This is a genomic window from Bradyrhizobium sp. USDA 4454 (genome assembly GCF_054822705.1).
In genome coordinates this window covers 2,640,498-2,662,609 of record NZ_JBTRCN010000001.1, presented here as the reverse complement: position 1 = coordinate 2,662,609, position 22,112 = coordinate 2,640,498, and the positions used below count along the sequence as shown (strand labels likewise).

The window sequence follows — 22,112 nt, the reverse complement described above, 5'->3', positions numbered from 1 at the left end:
GGCTTGTCCGGCCATGACGTGGAGGGAGGCGGAGCTTCGCGCGTCACTTCTTGGTCTTGCCGGAATCCTTGACGGCCTCGAAGGTCGCGAACTCGACGTTGTAAAGCTCGCCATCGACCTTCTCGACCTTGCGGATGTAGATGTTCTGGACGATGTCGCGGGTTTCCGGATCGATCGAGATCGGACCGCGCGGGCTCTCCCACTTCATTTCCTTCATCGCCTCGATCAGCTTGTCGCCGTCGGTGGCACCATTGGTCTTCTTCAGCGCTTCGTAGATCAAATGGATGCCGTCATAGCCGCTGACCGCCATGAAGCCCGGACGGTTGCCGAACGCCTTCTTGTAGGCGGCGACGAAATCCTTGTTCATCGCGGACGGATGCGCGGCCGAATAAAGATGCGCCGTCACCGCGCCGAGCGCGGCATCGCCCATGTTGTTGAGCAGATCGTCGTCCATGACGTCGCCGGGGCCGATCACCTTGATGCCGCTCTTGTCGAGCCCGCGCTCGGCATATTGCTTCATGAAGTTGCCGCCCTGCCCCGCCGGTACGAACACGAACATCGCGTCGGGCTTGGCATCCTTCATGCGCTGCAGGAACGGCGCGAAATCGGGATTGGCGAGCGGGACCTTGACCTCTTCCACGATCTCGCCGCCGCCGGCGGTGAAGTGCTGCTTGAAGAATGTCAGTGCGTCGTTGCCGGGCGCGTAGTCGGAGGTCAGCGTCGCGACCTTCTTGATGCCGTTCTTGACCGCCCAGTCGCCGATGATGGTGGAGGACTGCGCCAGCGTGAAGCTGGTGCGCACGATATAGGGCGAGCGCTCGGTGATGATCGAGGTGCCGGCCGCCATCACGACTTCCGGGATCTTGGCCTGCGTCGCCAACGGCGCGGCGGCAAGCGCCGCGGGCGTCACACCGAAGCCGGCGATGAAATTGACCTTGTCGTTGACGATCAGTTCCTGCGCCAGCCGCTTGGTGTTGTCGGGCACCGCGGCATCGTCCTTCAGGATGATCTCGATCTTCTTGCCGGCGATGGTGTCGCCCTTCTGCTGCATATAGAGCTTGATGGCGTTGTCGATCTGCTTGCCGGTCGAGGCCTGGCCGCCGGTCATCGGCAGGATCAGGCCGATCTTGACGGTGTCCTCCGCCCGCGCAGGCACGCTGGCACACAGCGCCGGAAGCACCGCGAAAGCGGCGCCCCATAGCAACATTTTGCGACGATTGAACATCGACGTCCCTCCCCCTTCCATTCTTCTGCGTCGAGCCTTGATCCCGGCTCTTGCCTTCCCTTAACCCAAGCATGTCGCGGCAAAGCCACAGCGCGACAAGGCGTCTCCCCGCGCCCTCTGTCAATCGGACGATGGACGTGTCGCGCGCAGCCATCGGATCGTTGCAACAGCAACCAGTATCAAGATACCAGAATTTTCCCACGAAACTCAACGTCGCGAACCGCGCGCCCCCGGCCGCGGTGTGCCTGATTTATTTGTACGATCGTACAAATGAAGCCGCGATGTCAACAAACAAGCACAATTGCAGCCGAACGGTCGCGGCCGCGATCATCATCCATAAAGACCAGCGCCGTATCCTGCCGCCAATGCCGATCCTCACCCGCTCGATTCCCGTCCTCACTGCCCTCGCGCTCGCAGCCTGCGCGCTCGGGGGATGCAGTTCCATGAACCAGAAGCTCTCGGCCGGAATGGCCGACTCGATCCCGGCCTGGGCCGGTGGCCTGCCCGCAGACGCGCCGCCGCGTGCGGGCACCCCGGAATACGACAAGTTCATGCAGGAGCGCGAACGCAAGCGCCTGATGCCGGCGGCCGAGCGCGGGGACGACACCAGCAAGCCGTCAACGCCAGCCTCCACACCGCAGAACGCGGCTCACTAGAGCCGCGATGAACCCCTAGTCCACGAACACCACGGTCTTGCGCCCGTTGAGGATGACGCGGTCGGCCAGGTGGTAGCGGATCGCGCGCGCCAGCACGCGGCGCTCGATATCGCGGCCCTTGCGCACGAGATCCTCAGGCGTGTCGCGATGGCTGATGCGCTCGACGTCCTGGTCGATGATCGGTCCCTCGTCGAGATCGCTGGTGACGTAATGCGCTGTGGCGCCGATCAGCTTGACGCCGCGCTCATGGGCCTGGTGATAGGGCTTGGCACCCTTGAAGCCCGGCAGGAAGGAATGATGGATGTTGATGCAGCGGCCCGATAGCCGCGCCGACATCTCGTCGGACAAGATTTGCATGTAGCGGGCCAGGACCACGAGGTCGGTCTTTGTATCCTGGGCCAGCTTCCACACCGCGTCCTCCTGCTGGCGCTTGGTCTCTTTGGTCACCGGCAGATAATGAAACGGGATATCGCCGAAATCGAGCGAGCCGTAGGTCTCGCGCGGATGGTTGGAGACGATCGCGGTCGGGATCATCTCGAGTTCGCCAGTGCGCCAGCGATAGAGGATGTCGACCAGGCAGTGATCGGACTTCGACACCAGCAGCATCACCCGGCGGCGGCTGGCGCGATCACGCATCTGCCAGTCCATGCCGAAACGCTCGGCAATCGCGGCAAACCCGGTCTGCAACGCCGACAGCCCGACCGCGAGGTCGGCCGCGGTGAACACCACGCGCATGAAGAACTTGCCGGTCTCGATGTCATCGAATTGCTGAGCATCCAGGATGTTCTGCCCGTTATGCGCCAGGAAGGTCGAGACCGCGGAGACGATTCCGGGCCGGTCGGGACAGGACAGGGTCAGAACGAATTGATGGTCGGGCATGCCAATTGACCAAAGCTTGAGCAGATGTGTGGAACAGTCATTTTCGGCCCTCGTCTATCACCGCGGGCGGCCTTGCGCCAATCCCGCTGCGGGGTTCAAATCGAACAAATGACGGCAATGTTCGTTTAAGGACCACCATGGCTGACCGGCTGAACGGCTACCGCATCCTGATCCTCGAGACGCGCGAGGAGGCGCAGTTTTCCCGCCTGCTCGCCGAGCAGGGCGCTGACGTGCTGCAGTGCCCGATGTTCACCATTCACGACGCGCCGGATCCGGCGCCGATCGAGGCCTGGATTCGCCGCGCCATCGAGCGGCCGTTCGACGACCTCGTGCTGATGACCGGTGAAGGCCTGCGCCGGCTGATGAAGGTGGTGCGCCGGATCGGAGGCGAGGCGGAGTTTGTCGGCAGCCTCGCCAAGGCGCGCAAAATCGCTCGCGGCCCCAAGCCCGGCCGGGCGCTGCGCGAGATCGGCCTGGAGCCGCAGATGACGACCGAGAAGCCGACCTCGGAAGGCGTCGCCGAGATGCTGTCAAAGCTCGACCTGAAGGGACATCGGCTCGGCTTGCAGCTCTATCCGGACAAGGACCACGCGACCCTGATCGGCGCGATCAAGGCGCAGGGCGCCGAGGTCGATCCAGTGCTGCCCTATGTCTATGACGCGCAAGCGGCCGACGCCAACATCGTCACTGCGATCGACGAGATGGCACAGGGCCGCATCGATGCGATCGCACTGACCAATCTCGGCCAGGTCCGCCGCCTGATCGAGGTGGCACGGGCGCGCGGGTGCGAGGACAGGTTACGCGAGGGGTTCGCGCATACCCCGATCGCCTCCGTCGGACCGGCGGTATCGGACGAACTCAAGTCGCACGGCCTGCGCACCGACATCTACCCGGCGGAAGACGCCTTCTTCATGCGGCCGCTGATCTCGGCGATGGCGGCGGCGCTTTCGAAAAATCCACCACGGGCGGCGGCGCGAGGCTAGTCCACCTTGGCGCCGGCGAACTTGACCACCTTACCCCACTTCTCGGTCTCGTCGGCCACCAGTTTGCCGAAGTCGGCAGCCGAGCCCGGCAGCAGGATCGCGCCGAGCTCGGTGAACCGCGCCTTCACCTTGGGATCGGCGAGGATTTCGTTGACGGTCTTGTTGAGCTTGTCGACGATTTCGGGCGGCGTGTTCTTCGGCGCCGCGAGGCCATACCAGGCGCTCGCCTCGTAGCCCGGCAGGAAGTCGGCGACCGGCGGCAGGTCCGGGAGCACGTCCGAACGGGTCCTGCTGGTGACCGCAAGGCCGCGCAGCTTGCCGGATTTGACGTGCTCGGCACAGGTCGGAAGATTGTCGAACATCACCTGCATCACGCCGGAGAGCATATCGGTGATCGCCGGCGCGCCACCCCGGTAGGGCACGTGCTGCATCTTGATGCCGGTGAGCATCTTGAACAGTTCGCCCGACATGTGGATCGTGGACCCGTTGCCTGACGACGCCATGTTGAGCTTGCCAGGATTGGCCTTTGCGTAGGCGATCAATTCGGGAATCGACTTGATCGGCAGCGAGGGGTGCACCACCACAACGTTGGGAAAGCGAATGATGCCCGCGATCGGCTCCATCTCGCGCATGAAATCGAACGGCAGCTTCTCGTAGAGCGTCGCGTTGATCGCATTTGCCGGCGCGACCAGCAGCAGCGTGTAGCCGTCGGGCGCTGCGCGCAGCGCCTGCTCGGTGGCGATGTTGGTGCCGCCGCCCGGCCGGTTCTCGATAATGAAGGATTGCCCGAGCTTTTCCGACAGCCACTGCCCCATCAGGCGCGCGGTGAGGTCGGCCGACCCGCCGGGAGTGTAGCCGATCACGAGGCGAACCGGCCGCGCCGGATAGGCCTCGGCACGCGCGTTGCCAAATGTGAGCGGAAGCGCAGCCGCACCGGCTGCAAGCTGTAGGAATTGGCGGCGCAGAACGTTCATGATGCCTCCTCCGACGCACGGGCGGCTCTTGCGGCCGCTTGGCTACGCGCATCCTATCGGCGGCATTGCCTGGCCGACAGCTATTCTCAGCCGGAGGGCGGGAGGATCACCGCGTCACTTCGTCTCGCGCAGATAGGCCTGGTATGTGAGCTTGATGCCATCCTCGATCGAGGTGGTGGCACGCCAGCCGAGCCTGGCCAGCCGGCCGACGTCGAGCAGCTTGCGCGGCGTGCCGTCCGGGCGCGAGGTGTCGAAGCTGATCTCGCCGTGGTAGCCGACCGTGGCCGCAACCACGCGGGCGAACTCGGCGATGGTGATGTCCTCGCCGGTGCCGATGTTGACCAGTTCCGGCGAGGAGTAGGTCTTCATCAGATGGATGCAGGCGTCGGCGAGATCGTCGACATAGAGGAATTCACGGCGCGGCGTGCCGGTGCCCCACACCACGACACTGCCGGCGCCGGAGACCTTGGCCTCGTGAAAGCGGCGGATCAGCGCGGCGACGACGTGGCTGTATTCGGGGTGATAATTATCGCCGCGACCATAAAGATTGGTCGGCATCACGCTGATAAAGTCCGAGCCATACTGGCTGCGATAGGCCTCGGCCATCTTGATGCCGGCGATTTTGGCGATGGCATAGGGCTCGTTGGTTGGCTCCAGCGAGCCGGTCAGCATCGAATCCTCACGCAGCGGTTGCGGCGCCAGGCGCGGATAGATGCAGGACGAGCCGAAGAACATCAGCTTCTCGCAGCCATTGGCGTGCGCCGCCTGGATCACGTTGGTCGAAATCGCCAGATTGTCGTACAGGAATTCGGCCCGCAGCGTGTTGTTGGCGACGATACCGCCGACCTTGGCGGCAGCGAGGAACACCGCCTGCGGCCGCTTGGCGGCAAACCAGGCATTGACCGCGGCCTGGTCGCGCAGGTCGACCTCGCTGCGCGACACCGTCAGCAGATCAGACTGTTCGCGCGCCAGCCGGCGCATCAGCGCCGAGCCGACCATGCCGCGATGGCCGGCGACGAAAACCGTCTTGCCCTTCAGTTCAAACGCCGTGCTTGCCATTGGCCGCATCCTGCCTGGCCTCGACGAGATCGCCGGCGACCATTTCCTTCACCAGTTGCGCGAACGGCGTCTTCGGCGCCCAGCCGAGCTTGGCGCGCGCCTTGCTGGCGTCGCCGATCAGGAGGTCGACCTCGGTCGGACGGAAGTAGGTCGGATCGATCTGCACCAGGGTCTGGCCCGACGCCTTGTCGACGCCGATCTCCTCGACACCCTTGCCGCGCCATTCGATGCTGCGGCCGACCTCGGCAAATGCCAGCTCGACGAATTCGCGCACCGAGCGCGTCTCGCCGGTCGCCAGCACGAAGTCGCCGGGCTCGTCCGCCTGCAGGATCCTGTGCATGCCCTCGACATAGTCGCGGGCATGGCCCCAGTCGCGCTTGGCATCGAGATTGCCGAGATAGAGCTTGTTCTCCAGGCCGGCCTCAATGCGGGCGACGGCGCGGGTGATCTTGCGCGTCACGAAGGTCTCGCCGCGGATCGGGCTCTCATGGTTGAACAGGATGCCGTTGCTGGCGAACATGCCATAGGCCTCACGGTAGTTCACCGTGATCCAGTAGCCGTAGAGCTTGGCGACGCCATAGGGCGAGCGCGGATAGAACGGCGTGGTCTCCTTCTGCGGCACCTCCTGCACCAGCCCGTACAGCTCCGAGGTCGAGGCCTGGTAGAACCGCGTCTCCTTTTCCATGCCGAGGATGCGGATCGCCTCCAGCAGGCGCAGCACGCCGATCGCGTCCGCGTTGGCGGTGTATTCCGGGCTCTCGAAACTGACCTGGACGTGGCTCTGTGCGGCCAGATTGTAGATCTCGGTCGGCCGGATCTGCTGCATCAGCCGGATCAGATTGGTCGAATCGGTCATGTCGCCGTAGTGCATCAGGAACGGCACGTTGCCGGCATGCGGATCCTGGTAGAGATGGTCGACCCGCGCGGTGTTGAACGAGGACGACCGGCGCTTGATCCCATGCACGGTGTAGCCGAGCCCGAGCAGATATTCGGCGAGATACGCGCCGTCCTGCCCGGTCACGCCGGTGATCAGCGCAACGCGCCGCTTTGAGTCCTGAGCCGAACCTTGAACCGCCATGTCATCTCCAGAGAGCGCGAAACCCGCGCGGTCCCGACGAGGCGGTCTGTAGCATCCGGGCTGGTCCAAGTCTAATGGTTAATCGGTTGAAAGATCAGTGGTTTAGAGCATCCGAAAACGGCTCGATCCGGCCCGGCGCCGGTCACTCCCCATAGTGGCGCAGCCGGTCGAGCTCGATGATCGTCACCCCGCCATATTCGAGCCGCAGCAGCCCCTCGCGCTCAAGCCGCTTCAGGCACTGGTTGGCGTTCTGGCGGGAGATTCCGGACAGCGCGCCGATCTCCTCCTGGGTGATCTCGAGGTGCAAGGTGAGTTCGGGGTAGAGAATCGGATTGAACAGCGAGGCGATCGAGCGCGCCAGCCGCGCGGTTGCATCCAGCGTCCGGCCATATTCGAGCAGCGCGATGAACTGGCCGAGCCGTTCGTTGAGCTGGCCGACCAGGAAGCGGTTGAAGCCGACGCTGTTCTCGAACAGCCAGACGAAGGTCCGGCGGTCCATCATGGCCAGCCGCGTATCGCGCAGCGCGACCACGTCGTAGCGCCGCGTCTCGTTCTTGAGGACGGTGCCCTCGCCGAACCACGCGCCGGCGGTGAGGCCCGCGAAGCTCGCGGCCTTGCCGCCGCGCGAGACGATGCCCATCCGCGCCAGCCCGGTGACGATGCCGGTCCAATACTGGAAGTTGTCGCCACGCATGAAGATGAACTCGTTGGCGCGGTAGGATTTCTCGGAAATGCCGGCGCGCGCGATTTCGATTTCTTGCTCGCTCAGTTCGCGCGACCAGGCCGCGATGCGCTTCAGGTAATCAGCAGCGATCATTCTAGCGACGGCATCCCACCCCAAGACCAGACACGATATTGCACCGCAGCAACGCCGTGCGCGACGTCCGGAACCCGCCTCCTGGAATGCCAGGGAAAATTCCTGACCAATTGTCGGGCACATGACAATTCAACCTATCGCTTTCCCGTATTCAGAGCCACCTCGCGTAACGCCGCGCGCCGCTTCTCGATGGATCGCGGACAGGCGGATGACACGAGAGACGGGCTTGCAGCAGGGTGCGGCGTTACCGCGCATGACGCAGGCGATCGGGCCGAGCGATGCTCCCGAACGTCGGCATCATTAGTCGGATGGTCTCCCTTCGGCGGCCCGTATAAGATCGAAGCAAGATCGAAGCGAAAGATAAAGAGCGCACCTAAGCGCCCGTATCTGGAGGGAACAGGGTGGCTAACAGTCTCGAGGTGCGCGGAGTCTCATTGCGTTTTGGCGGCGTCCGCGCGCTGACCGAAGTGAGCTTCGGCGTCAACGAGGGCGAGCTGTTTTCGATCATCGGCCCGAACGGCGCCGGCAAGACCTCGATCGTCAACTGCATCTCCGGCCGCTACCGGCCGACCGAAGGCCAGCTGTTCTATCGCGGCCAGGACATCACCGGCCTCACCCCGAACGCACGGCCCCGCCTCGGCATCGGCCGGACCTTCCAGAACCTGGCGCTGTTCCACCATATGAGCGTGCTCGACAACATCATGGTCGGCCGCCATCACCTGCTGAAGAACAACTTCATCACGGGATCGCTGTACTGGCTGACCGGCGCGCGCCGCGAGGAGCTGGAGCACCGCCGCAAGGTCGAGGAGATCATCGACTTTCTCGATCTGCAATCGGTGCGCAAGGCGACCGCCGGCACCCTGCCCTACGGCCTGCGCAAGCGCGTCGAGCTCGCTCGCGCGATGGCGCTGGAGCCGCAGTTGATCCTGCTCGACGAACCGATGGCCGGCATGAACTTCGAAGAGAAGGAAGACATGGCGCGCTACATCGTCGATCTCAACGAAGAGTTCGGTATGACCGTGATGATGATCGAGCACGACATGGGCGTCGTGATGGACATCTCCCACCGCGTCATGGTGCTGGATTTCGGCCGCAAGATTGCCGAGGGCGATCCGGCCACCGTGCTCGCCGATCCCCACGTCAAGCGCGCCTATCTCGGCGAAGAGGACGAGGCATTGGTCGATCCCGACGACAAACCGGCGGTGCGGGAGAGCGCGGCATGATGGACTATGCCGGTCGCGCCGCGCAGGCCGACACCTTCCCCAAGATGCTGCGCCTCAACGCCAGGGAGCACGGAGGCGAGATCGCACTGCGCGAAAAGGATTTCGGGCTGTGGCGCGAATTCACCTGGAGCGACTACCAGGCGCGCACCCATGATTTCGCGCTCGGCATGGTCGAGCTCGGGCTCGGCCGCGGCGACGTGATCGGCATCATCGGCGACAACCGGCCGGACTGGGTCGCCGGCGAGATCGCGACCCACGCGATCGGCGCGATGAGCCTCGGCCTCTACCGCGACGTGCTGGACGAGGAAGCCGCCTATCTCCTGACCTATGGCGAGGCCAAGCTGGTGTTCGCCGAGGACGAGGAACAGGTCGACAAGCTGCTCGGCCTTGCCGATCGGGTGCCTCACCTGAAGCACATTGTCTATTCCGACCCGCGCGGCATGCGCAAATACGACGATCCGCGCCTGATGGAGGCGAACAAGCTCGTTGCGCTCGGTCGCGACCGCGCCGCGCGCGACCCTGGCCTGTACGACCGGCTGGTCGACGCCACGAACGGCGAGGACGTCGCGATCCTCTGCACCACCTCGGGCACCACGGCGAACCCGAAGCTTGCGATGCTTTCGGCCGGACGCGTGCTGCGGCACTGCGCGACCTATCTCGCCTTCGACCCGAAGGGGCCGGACGACGAATATGTCTCCGTGCTGCCGCTGCCCTGGATCATGGAACAGATCTATGCGCTGGGCAAAGCGCTGCTCTCCCGGATGAAGGTCAACTTCGTCGAAGAGCCCGACACGATGATGCACGACTTCCGCGAGATCGCGCCGACCTTCGTGCTGTTCGCGCCGCGGGTCTGGGAATCTATCGCGGCCGACGTGCGCGCCGGCGTAATGGACGCCTCGCCGTTCAAGCAGCGCCTCTACGATCTCGGCATGAGGACCGGGCTTGCGGCGCTCGCCGAGGGCAAGCGCTCGGTCTTTGCCGACCAGCTCCTATTCCGCGCGCTGCGCGACCGGCTCGGCTTCACCCGGCTGCGCTCGGCGGCAACTGGCGGTGCGGCGCTCGGGCCTGACACCTTCAAGTTCTTCCAGGCAATGGGCGTACCGTTGCGCACACTCTACGGCCAGACCGAGCTGCTCGGCGCCTACACATTGCATCCGGAAGGCAAGGTCGATCCCGACACCACCGGCGTGCCGATGGCCGACAACATCGAGATCCGTATCGACAATGCCGACATCAACGGCGTCGGCGAGATCGTGGTGCGGCACCCCAACATGTTCCACGGTTACTACAAGAACCCCGAAGCCTCGGCCGCCGACATCAAGGACGGCTGGATGCATTCCGGCGACGCCGGTTACTTCAACGACAACCGGCAGCTCGTGGTGATCGACCGCATCAAGGATCTCGCCGAGACCTCGCGCGGCGAGCGCTTCTCCCCGCAATATATCGAGAACAAGCTGAAATTCTCGCCCTATGTCGCCGAGGCGGTCGTGCTCGGCGCCGGCCGCGACGCGCTCGCCGCGATGATCTGCATCCGCTACTCGATCATCTCGAAATGGGCGGAGAAGAACCGGATCTCGTTCACCACCTATACCGACCTGTCGTCGCGGCCCGAGGTCTACGCGCTGCTGAAAAAAGAGGTCGAGACGGTCAACGCCACCCTGCCGCCGGCGCAACGCATCTCGCGCTTCCTGCTGCTCTACAAGGAGCTCGATGCCGACGACGGCGAGCTGACGCGCACCCGGAAGGTCCGCCGCGGCGTGATCAACGAGAAATACGCTGACATCATCGAGGCGATCTACCGCGGCAAGGCCAACATCCCCGTCGACACCGTGATCCGCTTCCAGGACGGCACCACGCAACGCATCCGCACCACGCTCGAGGTCGTCGATCTCGGCCGCGCCGTCATCGCAGAGGCCGCAGAATGACGCCTTCGATGACAATTTGCAGATTTGGCAGCACCCCATGAACACCCAGTTCCTGATCCAGCTGATCGTCAACGGCCTCGTGGTCGGCACGCTCTATGGCGTGGTCGCGATGTCGTTCGTGCTGATCTACAAGGCGACGCAGGTCGTGAATTTCGCGCAAGGCGAATTGCTGCTGGTCGGCGCCTGGGTGTGCTGGGCGCTGCTGACGAAATATCAGCTACCGTTCTGGATCGGCATGCCGATCACGCTCGTGTTCATGTTCATCTTCGGCATCGCGATCCAGGTCGTGATCCTGCGGCCGATGATCGGCGAGCCGATCATCTCCGTGATCATGGTGACGATCGGCCTCTCGACCGTCTTCCAGGCCGCGCTGAAGTGGATCTTCGGCGTCAACCCACAGCCGTTCCCGCGCGTGTTCGAGAGCCAGTCGGTCAGCCTGTTCGGGCTGCAGATCCAGACCGTCTATGTCATGAGCCTCGTCGTCTCGCTCGCCATGATGGTCGGCATGGCCTGGTTCTTCCGCGCCTCCAAATACGGCCTTGCGATGCGCGCCACCGCCTTCAACCAGCAGGTCGCGCAGTCGCTCGGCATCTCCGTGAAGAGCGTGTTCGCGATGGCCTGGGCGATTTCGGCCACGGTCTCGGCAGTCGCCGGCGTCGTGGTCGCCGTGGTCAACGGCGTATCGTCCGGCCTCTCCGCCTACGGCATCAAGGTGTTTCCGGCCGCGATCCTCGGCGGGCTCGACTCGGTCGGCGGCGCCGTGCTCGGCGGCATCATCATCGGGCTGTTGGAAAACGTCGCCCAATATGTCGATAGCCAGTATCTGCACTGGGGCAATCTCTACGAGATCGCGCCGTTCTACGTCCTGATCATCATCCTGATGATCAAGCCGTACGGCCTGTTCGGCACCAAGGACATCGAGCGGGTCTGATCAATGGCAACGAGCACCCTCATTCCGTCAGGTGATTTCCGCACCAGCTATGCGGCCGACACCACGATCTTCCCGACCGCGACCAGCCGCAATTTTGCGATTCTCGGCATCGTGCTCGCCTGCTTTGCGCCGATGCTGCTGTCCAATTACCTGCTCTCGATCGCGATCCAGATCGGCATCTTCGCGATCGCGGCGCTGGGCCTCAACGTCCTGGTCGGCTTCACCGGCCAGATCTCGATCGGCCACGCCGCGTTCTTCCTGTTCGGCGCCTTCACCTCGGCCTACATCTCCAACAACGCGCCGATCCCGGTGTTCTTCGCCATCCCCCTCGCCGGCGTGATCACGGCGCTGGTCGGCCTGATCTTCGGCGTGCCGGCGGCGCGGCTGAAGGGACTCTACCTCGTGATCGCGACGCTGGCCGCGCAGTACATCCTGCTCGACTTCTTCTCGCGCGCCGAATGGTTCTCGGGCGGCTCGGTGCCGGCGAGCGCCAACCCGTTCTCGATCTTCGGCTACACCCTGCGCGGCGATCGGCAGTACTTCTACGTCGTGCTCGCCTACATGGTGGTCAGCTATCTGCTCGTCACCAATCTGATGCGCACCCGCGACGGCCGCGCGCTGGTCGCGATTCGCGACCACTATCTCTCCGCCGAGATCATGGGCATCAACCTCACCAAGTACCGGACGCTGTCGTTCGGGCTGGCCGCCTTCTTTGCCGGCATCGCGGGCGCGCTCTATGCGCACTACCAGCTCGTCGTGTCCCAGGAAGGCTTTGGCATCGAGCGCTCGGTGCTGTTCCTCGCGATGGTCATCATCGGCGGCACCGGCTCGGTGATGGGCACGCTGATGGGCACGGCCTTCGTGGTGCTGCTGCCGGAATCGATGGAATGGCTGAGCGCCTGGCTGAAGGGCGGCACCATCGACAGGGCGCTGCAGCTCAACAACAACATCACCTTCCTGCGCGAGATCGCGATCGGCCTGATCATCATCGGCTTCCTGATGTTCGAGCCGGACGGCCTCGCGCATCGCTGGCGGCAGATCAAGGCCTACTGGAAGCTTTACCCGTTCTCGCACTGACGCATCGGGCAACTCAAATTCGGTTCAACGAATAAGCAGGAGGAAACAACAATGACGATTAGATCCCTTTTGAGCTCGGTCTCCCTCGCGCTGCTGATCAGCAGCGCGGCCGCCACCGCACAGGCGCAGATCGCCATCGGGCATCTGCAGGACCTCTCGGGCGGCACCTCGGACGTGGGCACGCCCTATGGCCAGGGCGTCGCGGATACCTTCGCCTGGGTCAACAAGAACGGCGGCATCGGCGGCAAGCAGCTCAATGTCGACAGCAACGACTATGGCTACCAGGTACCGCGCGCGATCGCACTGTACAAGAAGTGGTCGGCGCCCGACGGCAAGGTCGCGGCGATCATGGGTTGGGGGACGGCGGACACCGAGGCCCTCACCGGCTTCCTGGCACAGGACAAGATCCCGGACATCTCCGGCTCCTACGCCGCCGCGCTGACCGATCCGGAAGGCACCAGCGGCAAGGCCAAGCCCGCGCCGTATAATTTCTTCTACGGTCCGAGCTATTCGGATTCGATGCGCGCGATGCTGACCTGGGCGGCCGAGGACTGGAAGGCCAAGGGCAAGCCGGGCAAGCCGAAATTCGTCCATATGGGCGCCAACCATCCCTATCCCAACGCCCCCAAGGCGGCCGGTGAAGCGCTTGCGACCGAGCTCGGCTTCGAGGTGCTGCCGCCGCTGGTGTTCGCGCTGACGCCCGGCGACTATTCGGCGCAGTGCCTCAGCCTGAAGAGCTCCGGCGCGAACTATGCCTATCTCGGCAACACCGCGGCCTCGAACATCTCGGTGCTGAAGGCCTGCAAGACCGCCGGCGTCGACGTTCAGTTCCTCGGCAATGTCTGGGGCATGGATGAGAACGCGGCGAAGACCGCCGGCGATGCAGCCGACGGCGTCATCTTCCCGCTGCGCACCGCGGTGAGCTGGGGCGGCAACGCGCCCGGCATGAAGACGGTGATGGAAATCTCCAAGATGTCCGACCCGTCGGGCAAGGTCTATCGGCCCGTGCACTACATCGCCGCAGTCTGCAGCGCGCTCTATCTGAAGGAAGCGCTCGACTGGGCCGCCAAGAATGGCGGCGCCACCGGCGAGAACGTCGCCAAGGGCTTCTACCAGAAGAAGGACTGGGTGCCATCAGGCATGGACGGCGTCTGCAATCCCTCGACCTGGACGGAGAAGGATCACCGCCCGACCACGAAGGTCGACCTCTATCGCTCGAAGGTCTCGGGCGCGACCGATGGCGACATCAACGACCTGATGGGCAAGGGCACGATCAAGCTCGAGAAGGTGAAGACTGTCGAACTGCCGCGCAAGCCGGAATGGTTTGGCTGGTGAGGTCGTGAGGCTGCCACCAGCGCAGCCTCGACAACAATCGTCATCCCCCGCGACAGCGGGGGGGATCCAGTACGCCGCGGCCTCTCGATTGATCGCTGGCGTCTCTGGAATACCGGGTCATTCCGCTCTGATGCGCCGTTGCGCACGAAACGCGGGTGACGACAGGGGAGAGTGATCGAGACCATGAACGAAACCCTCGAGACCACCCGCCCGGTGCCGACGGCCGTCCCGCCGCCGCCGCTGCTCAGTGTCAACAACATCGAGGTCGTCTATGACGACGTCATCCTGGTGCTGCGCGGCCTCAGCCTCGAGGTGCCGAAGAGCGCGATCGTGGCGCTGCTCGGCGCCAACGGCGCCGGCAAATCGACCACGCTGAAGGCGATCTCCGGCCTGCTCAAGACCGAGGACGGCGAGGTCACCCGCGGCGAGATCCTGTTCGAGGGTCAGCGCATCAACGGCATCGATCCGGACAAGATCGTCCGCCGCGGCATCTTCCAGGTGATGGAGGGCCGCCGCATCGTCGCCGACATGACCTCGCTGGAGAATCTGCGGCTCGGCGCCTTCACCCGGCGCGACGGCGAGGTCTCTGATGATATCGACATGGTGTTCAAATATTTCCCTCGCCTGAAGGAGCGCACCGGGCTCGCCGGTTATCTCTCGGGCGGCGAGCAGCAGATGCTTGCGATCGGCCGTGCGCTGATGGCGCGCCCGAAGATGATCCTGATGGATGAGCCGTCGATGGGGTTGTCGCCGCTGCTGGTCAAGGAAGTGTTCGCGATCATCAAGGAGATCAACCGCGATCTCGGCGTCACGATTCTGTTGGTCGAGCAGAACGCGCGCGCCGCGCTGTCGGTTGCGAGCCACGGTTACATCATGGAACAGGGCAAGGTGGTGCTCGACGGCTCCGCCGACGAGCTGCGCGACAATGAGGACGTCAAGGAATTCTACCTCGGCGGCGCCGGCGACCAGCGCAAGAGCTTCAAGAATTTGAAGAGCTTCAAGCGGCGCAAGCGCTGGCTGTGAGGCCATGGCGCGCTTTTCGCGCGGAGTTGAGGACCAGTTCGCGTGCAGAAAGCGCTTCCAGCCATGAAGACGGTTCTAGCTGAGCACCTGCTCGGCTTCGGTGACCGCGCAGAGCACATGGTAGAACGACGACGCCGGGATCGTGGCGACCAGCGAATTGCCGTCGCGGTCGAACTGGTCGTACCAGCCGCCGGCCACTGGATGGCTGAGATAATGCCGTTCCAGCAGCACGAGCGCCGCGCGCGCCTCGTCCGCGGCGCCGGCTTCGCCCGACTCGGCCTGCGCGATCCACGCTTTCGCCAGCTCGCTCTGCGGCCACAGCCGTCTGGTGTGGCGGCGGATGCTGCCCTCGGCGTCGCCCTCGTCGACAAGGCAGCCGGTGGCGGCGTCGCGATAGCGCAACGCCGACGCCAGCAACTCGCCGCGCGGGCGCCCGGTGGGGCAGCCGGTGATGCGCTCAAACCCCTTCAGCAGCCAGACCCATTCCGCGAGGTGCCCGGGTTCGACGCTGACCGGCGGAATCTTCGACCAGTCCTCCTCGAAATATTCGCCGAGCGTGCGCGTCTGCTTGTCGTAGAGATTGGCCAGGAACAGCGCAAAGAAATCGCCGGCGCGGTTCTGGAACGACAGATCGTGCGTCGCGTCGAAGCAGGCGATCATCGCCTCGAACAGATGCATTTGCGGATTCTGCCGGCGCGGCATCGACGGCGGCAGGCCTTCCTGGAAGCCGCCATGGGGCGAACGCAGTTGCTTGTCGAGGAACGCCAGCAGCGCGTCGATCTCGGCACGGACCTGGGCGTCCTGGTCGAGGCCGTAGACGGTCGCCAGCGCGAGCAGGACGAAGGCATGGCCATAGGTGTCGCGCAGCGGGTCGTGCACACCGCCTTCCGCCGTCAGGCTGTAGACGAAGCCCGGCCGGCCGTCCGGCGCCTTGGCCTTGGCGAGCAGGTACTCCAGCCCCTTCAGCGCGATTGCGCGCCCGTCCGGATACCAGCCCAGCTGGGCTGCCTTGGCGTAGCAATAGATCTGGCGGGCCTGCACCATGACCCGGCGCGGCGCCGCGTGATCGGCTGTCCCATCCTGATGCAGCCGGTCGACAAAGCCGCCGGCGGTGCCGTCCCAGCCTGTGGTCGACCACAGCGGCAGCGCCTGGTCGATGATGCGGCGCTTCAACCTCGCGACGACATCGGCGGCGCCGTCCGCCGCAACGCTCTCTGCCTCAGCCATCGTGATTCCTGGAACCGTCCCACTGTCAGCGGTCACCGTCTGATAGCACGGGCGGACCGGCACGCAACCTGCGCACATCCTCTCAAGGACCTGCCAAAGGACCTGCCATGACCGACTATTACGACGCCCTTGAAACGCGCGACCCGGCCGCGCGCGAGGCCGCGCTATTCGCCCGGCTGCCGGAGGTGCTGGGCAAGGCGATGGCGGCGCCTGCCTACGCCAACCTGCTCAGGGGTATCGATCCCGCCTCCATCACCGGCCGGGCGGCGCTGGCGGGGTTGCCGGTGCTGCGCAAGTCGGAACTGCCGGCCCTGCACAAGGCGGCGCCGCCATTCGGCGGCTTCGTGGCCGACAAGCCCGGCTCGTTCGCCCGGCTGTTCACCTCGCCCGGACCGATCTTCGAGCCCGAGGGCCGCCAGGCGGACCCGTGGCGCGGCGCGCGGGCGCTGTTTGCGGCCGGCTTTCGCGAGGGAGATGTGGTGCTGAACACCTTCAGCTATCACCTGACCCCCGGCGGCTTCATCTTCGACGCCTCCGCGCGGGCGCTCGGCTGCGCGGTGATCCCGGCGGGCCCGGGGAATACCGAGCAGCAATTCGAGCTGATCGAGGCCTATCGCCCGATCGGCTATAGCGGCACCCCCGATTTCCTGAAGATCCTGCTCGACGCCGCGGCTAGCGCCGGCCGCGACATCTCCTCGATCAAGCGCGCTCTGGTCTCGGGCGCCGCATTTCCGAAATCGCTGCAGGTGGAGATGAAGTCGCGCGGCGTCGAGGCCTACCAGGCGTTCGGCACGGCCGATCTCGGCCTGATCGCGTTCGAGACGCCGGCGCGCGAAGGAATGACGGTCAATGAGGATTTGATCCTGGAGATCGTCAAGCCCGGCACCGGCGATCCCGTTGCGCCCGGCGACGTCGGCGAGATCGTGGTGACCTCGCTCGATCCGCATCATCCCTGGATCCGCCTCGCGCTCGGCGATCTGACCGCCGCCCTGCCCGGTGCAAGCCCGTGCGGACGCACCAACATGCGGATCAAGGGCTGGATGGGCCGCGCCGACCAGACCACCAAGGTGAAGGGCATGTTCGTGCGCCCCGAGCAGATCGCGGAGATCGGCAAGCGCCATCCCGAACTCGGACGGCTGCGCCTCGTGGTCACGCGCGCCGGCGAGGCCGACGCGATGACGCTGCGGGCCGAATGTGCCTCAGCGTCGCAGATCCTGCTGAATGAGGTTGCGGCAACACTGCGCGCCGTGACAAAGCTCGGCGGAGCCGTCGAGTTGGTCGGTAGCGGTTCGCTGCCGAATGACGGCAAGGTGATCGCGGACGAGCGATAACCGCCGAAATCACCCGAAGCGTGGTCGGTCCGGATTTGTCGCGCGCGGCATTGTGAACTATTGAGCAGGCCCATGCCGCGTGGAGACGAACGGATCATCAGCTCATGAGCAGCGCTTCAACAGATCAGCCGCGACGACCGGCGGTTTTCTTCGATCGGGACGGCGTCTTGAACAGGGACATCGGCTTCCTGTTCGAGAGCCACAGATTGATCTGGATCGACGGCGCGCGCGAGGCGGTGAAGGCCGTCAACGACCTGGGCTACTACGCCTTTGTCGTGACCAACCAGTCCGGCGTTGCACGAGGCCTCTATGAGGAAGCACACGTCCAGCAGCTGCATGACTGGATGGCGGCTGAGCTCGGCAAGATCGGCGCCCGTATCGACGCCTTCGAGTACTGCCCGTTCCATCCTGAGGGGACTGTGGAGCGGTATCGGCAGGACAGCCATCGCCGCAAACCCTCGCCGGGCATGATCAATGATCTGCTGGAGCGTTTCCCGGTCGATCTCGAGCAGAGCTTTCTGGTCGGCGACCAGCCGAGGGATCTCGAGGCGGCGCGCGCGGCCGGTCTGAAGGGATACCTGTTCTCAGGCCCCAATCTGGAGCTGTTCCTGAGACCTCTGCTGCAACGAAGCTGAGCGCCGCGCGAGGCGCGAAGCCAGGATCGAGATCAGAACCTTCGGACCAGCTCGATCACCTCGTCCTGCTGCTCGCGCGTGATCTCGGCGAACATCGGCAGCGAGAGAATCCGGCCCTGATCGCGATGCGCGTTCGGGAATTGCTCCGGCCGGTGGTCGAACCGCGCATAAGCCGGCAGGAACGGCAACGCGGTGGGATAGTTGATCGCGGTCTGCACGCCGTTGGCGTTGAGATGGGCGGCGAGCGCATCGCGGCGCGGATGCCTGATCGTGTAGAGGTGATAGACGTGGCTGCGCGCCGGCGCGACCTCGGGCACCACGACGTCCTCAATCTGATTGAGGCCGGCATCATAGACTTCGGCGGCCGCCTGCCGAGCCTCGGTCCAGGCGGCCAGATGCGGCAGCTTGGCCGACAGGATCGCAGCCTGCATGCCGTCGAGCCGGCTGTTGATGCCCTCGATGTGGTGCTGGTGCTTCACCAGCCCGCCATGGCGCGCCAGCATGGCCATCTGCTCAGCCAGCGCCTTGTCGTTGGTGACGACCGCGCCGGCATCGCCCATCGCGCCGAGATTCTTGCCGGGATAGAACGAATAGGTCGCGGCTTCGCCGAACGTGCCGACCATGCGGCCCTTGTAGCGCGCGAGATGGGCCTGGGCGCAATCCTCGATCACCCAGAGCTTGTGCTTGTGCGCGATCCCCATGATCGCGTCCATGTCCGCGGGCTGGCCGTAGAGATGCACCGGGATGATGCCGACCGTGCGCGGCGTGATCGCCGCCTCGATCGCGGCCGGATCGATCGTGAACGTCGTATCATCGGTATCGCAGAACACGACGGTGGCACCGGAATGGGTGATCATCGCCGCGGTCGAGATCCAGGAATGCGCCGTCGTGATCACCTCGTCGCCCGGCTTCACCTTCAGCGCCCGCATCGCGAGATAGAGCGCGTCGGTGCCGTTGGCGCAGGATACGCAATGCGCGACCTCCGCGGCGGCGGCGAATTCGCGCTCGAAGGCGTCGACATAGCCGCCGCGGATGAAGGCGTTGTCGCGGATCACGCCGGCGATCGCTGCATCGATCTCGCCCTTGATGGACTGGTATTGCAATTGCAAGTCGGCATACGGCACAGCCATCGATATCCCCCTGTTGCCCTACTGGCTCGCCAGCAGCCGGCGCGCCGGATTGCCGGCATATGTGCCTGGCGTCGTGATGTCCTTGGTCACAACCGATCCCGCGCCGATGACGACGTCGTCGGCGATCCTGACCGGCATGATCGTGGCGTTGGAGCCGATCGACACGCGGTTGCCGATCACGGTCTCGCGCCACAGCTCCTTGCGTCCGCGCGCCGGACCGCCGGTTGCGAACGTGTCATTGACGAACATCACACCGTGGCCGACGAAGCAGTCCTCGCCGATGGTGACGAGCTCGCAGACGAAGGCATGCGACTGCACGCGGGTACGTGCGCCGATCACCACGCCTTTCTGGATTTCGGTGAACGGCCCGACGAAACAATCATCGCTGAGCGTGCAGCCGTAGAGATTGCAGGGTTCGACGATCTTGACGCGTTCTCCGAACGCGACATCGCGCACGCTGGCCTGATGCACGTCCGGCCGATTCACGAAGCGACACCCAGCCGGCTCAGCCGCGGCGTGAAGCGCAGCGCCACCTCCTCGCCGGTCTCGATCGACTCATAGAGCGCCGAGATCAGCTCCAGGCTCTTGCGGCCCTCGAGCCCGTCGACCAGCGCCGCGCGCTGGTTCTCCAGGCAGTCGACCACGTGATGATAGTAGGCCTGGTGGCCGAAGCCGTAGACGTTGGGCGGGTTGACCGAGAACTTCTCCACCACGTCCTTGTCCGATGGCAGCTCGTTGACGAAGCGCCAGTGCCGGATCTGGTTGACGGCAAACCCAGAAATCTCGACCGTGCCCTTTTCGCCGAGGATCGACAGCGAGCCCTCGAGATCGGTCGGACGCGCCGCGGTGGTCGCCTCGATGATGCCGAGCGCGCCGTTGCGGAACTTGAGCGTCGCGACCGCCGTGTCCTCGGTTTCGATGTTGGCCAGCGCCGTCGCCGCGCGTGCATGCACGCTAACGACGTCGCCGAAGAACCACTCCAGCATGTCGACATGGTGACTGGCCTGATTGGTCAGCACGCCGCCGTCATAGGCCCAGGTGCCGCGCCAATCGTCCTGGTCGTAATAGGCCTGGTCGCGGCACCAGCGCACCCGGACCGTCCCCAGGATCAGCTTGCCGAAGCGGCCGGCGTCGAGCGCCTCGCGCGCCTTGACCACCGGCACGTTGAAGCGGTTCTGCTTGACGATGAACATCTTGACGCCGGCCTCGTCGCAGGCCCGGATCATGTCGTCGGCATCCTGCAGCCGCAGTGCCATCGGCTTCTCGACCACGACATGCTTGCCGGCCCTCGCGCAGGCGATCACATGCGCGGGATGCAGCCCGCTCGGCGTCAAAACCGCAACCGCATCGATATCCTTGCGCGCCAGGAACTCGTCCATGTCGTAATGAGCCGGGACGCCGAACCTGCCGGCAACCACATCGGCGCGCGCGCGAATCGGATCGCAGACCGCGACCAGGCTCGCCCCCGCGATGTGATTGCCACCCAGGAGATCGGAGTGACGCTTGGCGATACGCCCGCATCCGAGCAGGCCAAATCTGATCATGCACAGGCCCTGTCTTGTCTCGTGGCCGGCCGTTGCGGCCGGCCGAAGAGCCGAGGGAACAAGCGGCCTTCCGGCCACGCGGTAAGGTCCATTACCCGGAAAACTCGGGATTAGGCAAGGCCATGCGCCGGGCTCGCTGCGTCATGGCGCCCAGGCCTGCGCAACCGACCAGTCCCGAAATCTGCGGCCTCAAACCAGGACATTTGGCTCAGGCGCCCGACTTGTTGCAGCTCCAATAGATGTCGAGTCCGCAGTACCGCGGAATTGGCGAGGCAAGGAGCTGAGGACGCTTCCATCGTTGGAATGGCCGCTCCTGATCGGCGTTCTCGGGTGTGGCCTGAAAATTCGAAAATCCCGCACAGAGCGTCTGCAGAGACCTGGCCGAGATGAACTCGGTCGCCGGCGCGAGCGAACCGTCCTGCGTTTTATCATAGGCGCCCGTTTCACCGTCGCGGAAGGTCCCGCGATAGCCTCCGAGTTCACGCATCATATAGCGAAGCACGCGCTTCGGCTCGAGCACGAACTGCCGATAGGAGTAGGCGTAATAAACCATGCCGATGAGGCGTCCGCCCGGCACCAGCAGCCGGCGGCAGGCCGCGATCGCGGCAGCAAGGTTGCCGGTATGATGCAGGCAGCCGATCGCGACAACCGCATCAAACGAATTGTCGGGAAGCGAGTTGCTGAGGATGCTGCCTTGAACGGCCCTGCCCTTCAGCCCGCTCTGCGCGATCCGGTGATTGACCATCGTGCACGGATTCGCAGCGATATCGAGGCCGGTGAAGTCCGCGCCGCTCTCCGCGATCTTCTGCGAGACGCTGCCGTAACCAAGCCCGATCTCGAGCACGCGCTTGCCGCGCATCGACTTCCAATCGATGTATTTTTCGAGATACGGATAGAATTGGAAATAATTCTCGTCGTAGCGACGCAGCGATTCCATCGAGGAATCGGTGATCCCCCATGCCCGCGCGGCTGCCGAGCCGCACAATTCGTCCCAGAACGCCGCATTGGCGGCGTCGATCGCCTGTTGAGTTTCAGTCATTGCGGCCCTACCTGCTTCAGC

21 protein-coding genes are annotated in these 22,112 nt (G+C 64.6%); 10 read left to right on the top strand and 11 right to left on the bottom strand.

Going from position 1 to position 22,112, the window contains the following annotated elements; genetic code table 11:
* Window positions 1-43: 43 nt before the first annotated feature.
* Entirely contained in the window at window positions 44-1,225 is a 1,182-nt protein-coding gene (locus ACVIW0_RS12150) for an ABC transporter substrate-binding protein (protein ID WP_461352546.1), read from the bottom strand.
* A 365-nt stretch (window positions 1,226-1,590) separates the two neighbouring features.
* Here ACVIW0_RS12150 and ACVIW0_RS12145 point away from each other — a divergent pair, with 365 nt between their 5' ends.
* A complete protein-coding gene (locus tag ACVIW0_RS12145) occupies window positions 1,591-1,881 on the top strand; it encodes a hypothetical protein (protein WP_461357306.1) in 291 nt (96 codons plus the stop codon).
* Between the two features lie 15 nt (window positions 1,882-1,896).
* Here the strand turns inward: ACVIW0_RS12145 and purU are convergent, their stop codons facing one another.
* Window positions 1,897-2,760, bottom strand: a complete 864-nt coding sequence (purU, locus tag ACVIW0_RS12140) for a formyltetrahydrofolate deformylase (RefSeq protein WP_461352545.1) — start codon at window positions 2,758-2,760, stop codon at window positions 1,897-1,899.
* A gap of 137 nt (window positions 2,761-2,897) precedes the next feature.
* Here purU and ACVIW0_RS12135 point away from each other — a divergent pair, with 137 nt between their 5' ends.
* The gene (locus ACVIW0_RS12135; RefSeq protein WP_461352544.1) at window positions 2,898-3,743 is read left to right on the top strand and encodes a uroporphyrinogen-III synthase; all 846 of its coding nucleotides are present in this window, start codon (window positions 2,898-2,900) and stop codon (window positions 3,741-3,743) included.
* On the opposite strand, the gene ACVIW0_RS12130 is transcribed toward ACVIW0_RS12135, so the two are convergent.
* The 4 genes from ACVIW0_RS12130 to ACVIW0_RS12115 form a co-directional block, all read right to left on the bottom strand.
* Window positions 3,740-4,717 (bottom strand): tripartite tricarboxylate transporter substrate binding protein, encoded by a 978-nt coding sequence (locus tag ACVIW0_RS12130; protein WP_461352543.1) that lies wholly within the window; start codon window positions 4,715-4,717, stop codon window positions 3,740-3,742. The genes ACVIW0_RS12135 and ACVIW0_RS12130 overlap by 4 nt on opposite strands.
* A gap of 114 nt (window positions 4,718-4,831) precedes the next feature.
* Entirely contained in the window at window positions 4,832-5,776 is a 945-nt protein-coding gene (fcl, locus tag ACVIW0_RS12125; RefSeq protein WP_461352542.1) for a GDP-L-fucose synthase, read from the bottom strand.
* Window positions 5,757-6,854 carry a GDP-mannose 4,6-dehydratase gene (gene gmd, locus ACVIW0_RS12120; protein WP_461352541.1) on the bottom strand — a complete coding sequence of 366 codons (1,098 nt, stop codon included), beginning with the start codon at window positions 6,852-6,854 and terminating at the stop codon, window positions 5,757-5,759. The genes fcl and gmd overlap by 20 nt, the downstream gene beginning before the upstream one ends.
* 142 nt (window positions 6,855-6,996) lie before the next feature.
* Entirely contained in the window at window positions 6,997-7,671 is a 675-nt protein-coding gene (locus ACVIW0_RS12115) for a Crp/Fnr family transcriptional regulator (protein WP_461352540.1), read from the bottom strand.
* A 401-nt stretch (window positions 7,672-8,072) separates the two neighbouring features.
* Between ACVIW0_RS12115 and ACVIW0_RS12110 the strand changes: the two genes are divergently transcribed.
* The 6 genes from ACVIW0_RS12110 to ACVIW0_RS12085 all read left to right on the top strand — a co-directional run bounded on the left by ACVIW0_RS12110 (window position 8,073) and on the right by ACVIW0_RS12085 (window position 15,185).
* Window positions 8,073-8,894, top strand: coding sequence for an ABC transporter ATP-binding protein (locus tag ACVIW0_RS12110; protein WP_076858884.1), 822 nt, complete (start codon window positions 8,073-8,075; stop codon window positions 8,892-8,894).
* Complete coding sequence (locus tag ACVIW0_RS12105) at window positions 8,891-10,819, top strand: AMP-binding protein (RefSeq protein WP_461352539.1); 1,929 nt, start codon at window positions 8,891-8,893, stop codon at window positions 10,817-10,819. Before ACVIW0_RS12110 ends, ACVIW0_RS12105 begins: the two co-directional genes overlap by 4 nt.
* Window positions 10,820-10,856: 37 nt before the next feature.
* Window positions 10,857-11,750 (top strand): branched-chain amino acid ABC transporter permease, encoded by an 894-nt coding sequence (locus ACVIW0_RS12100; RefSeq protein ID WP_461352538.1) that lies wholly within the window; start codon window positions 10,857-10,859, stop codon window positions 11,748-11,750.
* A 3-nt stretch (window positions 11,751-11,753) separates the two neighbouring features.
* Window positions 11,754-12,827: a branched-chain amino acid ABC transporter permease gene (locus ACVIW0_RS12095; RefSeq protein WP_461352537.1), complete on the top strand. Its 1,074-nt coding sequence runs from the start codon at window positions 11,754-11,756 to the stop codon at window positions 12,825-12,827.
* 51 nt (window positions 12,828-12,878) lie between these two features.
* On the top strand, window positions 12,879-14,162 hold the full coding sequence (locus tag ACVIW0_RS12090) for an ABC transporter substrate-binding protein (protein ID WP_461352536.1): 1,284 nt from the start codon (window positions 12,879-12,881) through the stop codon (window positions 14,160-14,162).
* A 183-nt stretch (window positions 14,163-14,345) separates the two neighbouring features.
* Window positions 14,346-15,185 carry an ABC transporter ATP-binding protein gene (locus ACVIW0_RS12085; RefSeq protein ID WP_461352535.1) on the top strand — a complete coding sequence of 280 codons (840 nt, stop codon included), beginning with the start codon at window positions 14,346-14,348 and terminating at the stop codon, window positions 15,183-15,185.
* Window positions 15,186-15,260: 75 nt separating this feature from the next.
* On the opposite strand, the gene ACVIW0_RS12080 is transcribed toward ACVIW0_RS12085, so the two are convergent.
* Window positions 15,261-16,412 carry an AGE family epimerase/isomerase gene (locus ACVIW0_RS12080; RefSeq protein ID WP_461352534.1) on the bottom strand — a complete coding sequence of 384 codons (1,152 nt, stop codon included), beginning with the start codon at window positions 16,410-16,412 and terminating at the stop codon, window positions 15,261-15,263.
* A 107-nt stretch (window positions 16,413-16,519) separates the two neighbouring features.
* Here ACVIW0_RS12080 and ACVIW0_RS12075 point away from each other — a divergent pair, with 107 nt between their 5' ends.
* Window positions 16,520-17,743, top strand: a complete 1,224-nt coding sequence (locus tag ACVIW0_RS12075) for a phenylacetate--CoA ligase family protein (RefSeq protein WP_461352533.1) — start codon at window positions 16,520-16,522, stop codon at window positions 17,741-17,743.
* Between the two features lie 104 nt (window positions 17,744-17,847).
* On the top strand, window positions 17,848-18,378 hold the full coding sequence (locus ACVIW0_RS12070; protein WP_461352532.1) for an HAD-IIIA family hydrolase: 531 nt from the start codon (window positions 17,848-17,850) through the stop codon (window positions 18,376-18,378).
* A gap of 32 nt (window positions 18,379-18,410) precedes the next feature.
* Here the strand turns inward: ACVIW0_RS12070 and ACVIW0_RS12065 are convergent, their stop codons facing one another.
* From ACVIW0_RS12065 to ACVIW0_RS12050, 4 genes are all read right to left on the bottom strand, one after another.
* The gene (locus ACVIW0_RS12065) at window positions 18,411-19,508 is read right to left on the bottom strand and encodes a DegT/DnrJ/EryC1/StrS family aminotransferase (protein WP_461352531.1); all 1,098 of its coding nucleotides are present in this window, start codon (window positions 19,506-19,508) and stop codon (window positions 18,411-18,413) included.
* Between the two features lie 18 nt (window positions 19,509-19,526).
* Complete coding sequence (locus ACVIW0_RS12060) at window positions 19,527-19,994, bottom strand: acyltransferase (protein WP_461352530.1); 468 nt, start codon at window positions 19,992-19,994, stop codon at window positions 19,527-19,529.
* Window positions 19,991-21,052 (bottom strand): Gfo/Idh/MocA family protein, encoded by a 1,062-nt coding sequence (locus tag ACVIW0_RS12055; protein WP_461352529.1) that lies wholly within the window; start codon window positions 21,050-21,052, stop codon window positions 19,991-19,993. Before ACVIW0_RS12055 ends, ACVIW0_RS12060 begins: the two co-directional genes overlap by 4 nt.
* A gap of 208 nt (window positions 21,053-21,260) precedes the next feature.
* Entirely contained in the window at window positions 21,261-22,091 is an 831-nt protein-coding gene (locus ACVIW0_RS12050; RefSeq protein ID WP_461352528.1) for a class I SAM-dependent methyltransferase, read from the bottom strand.
* Window positions 22,092-22,112 lie beyond the last annotated feature (21 nt).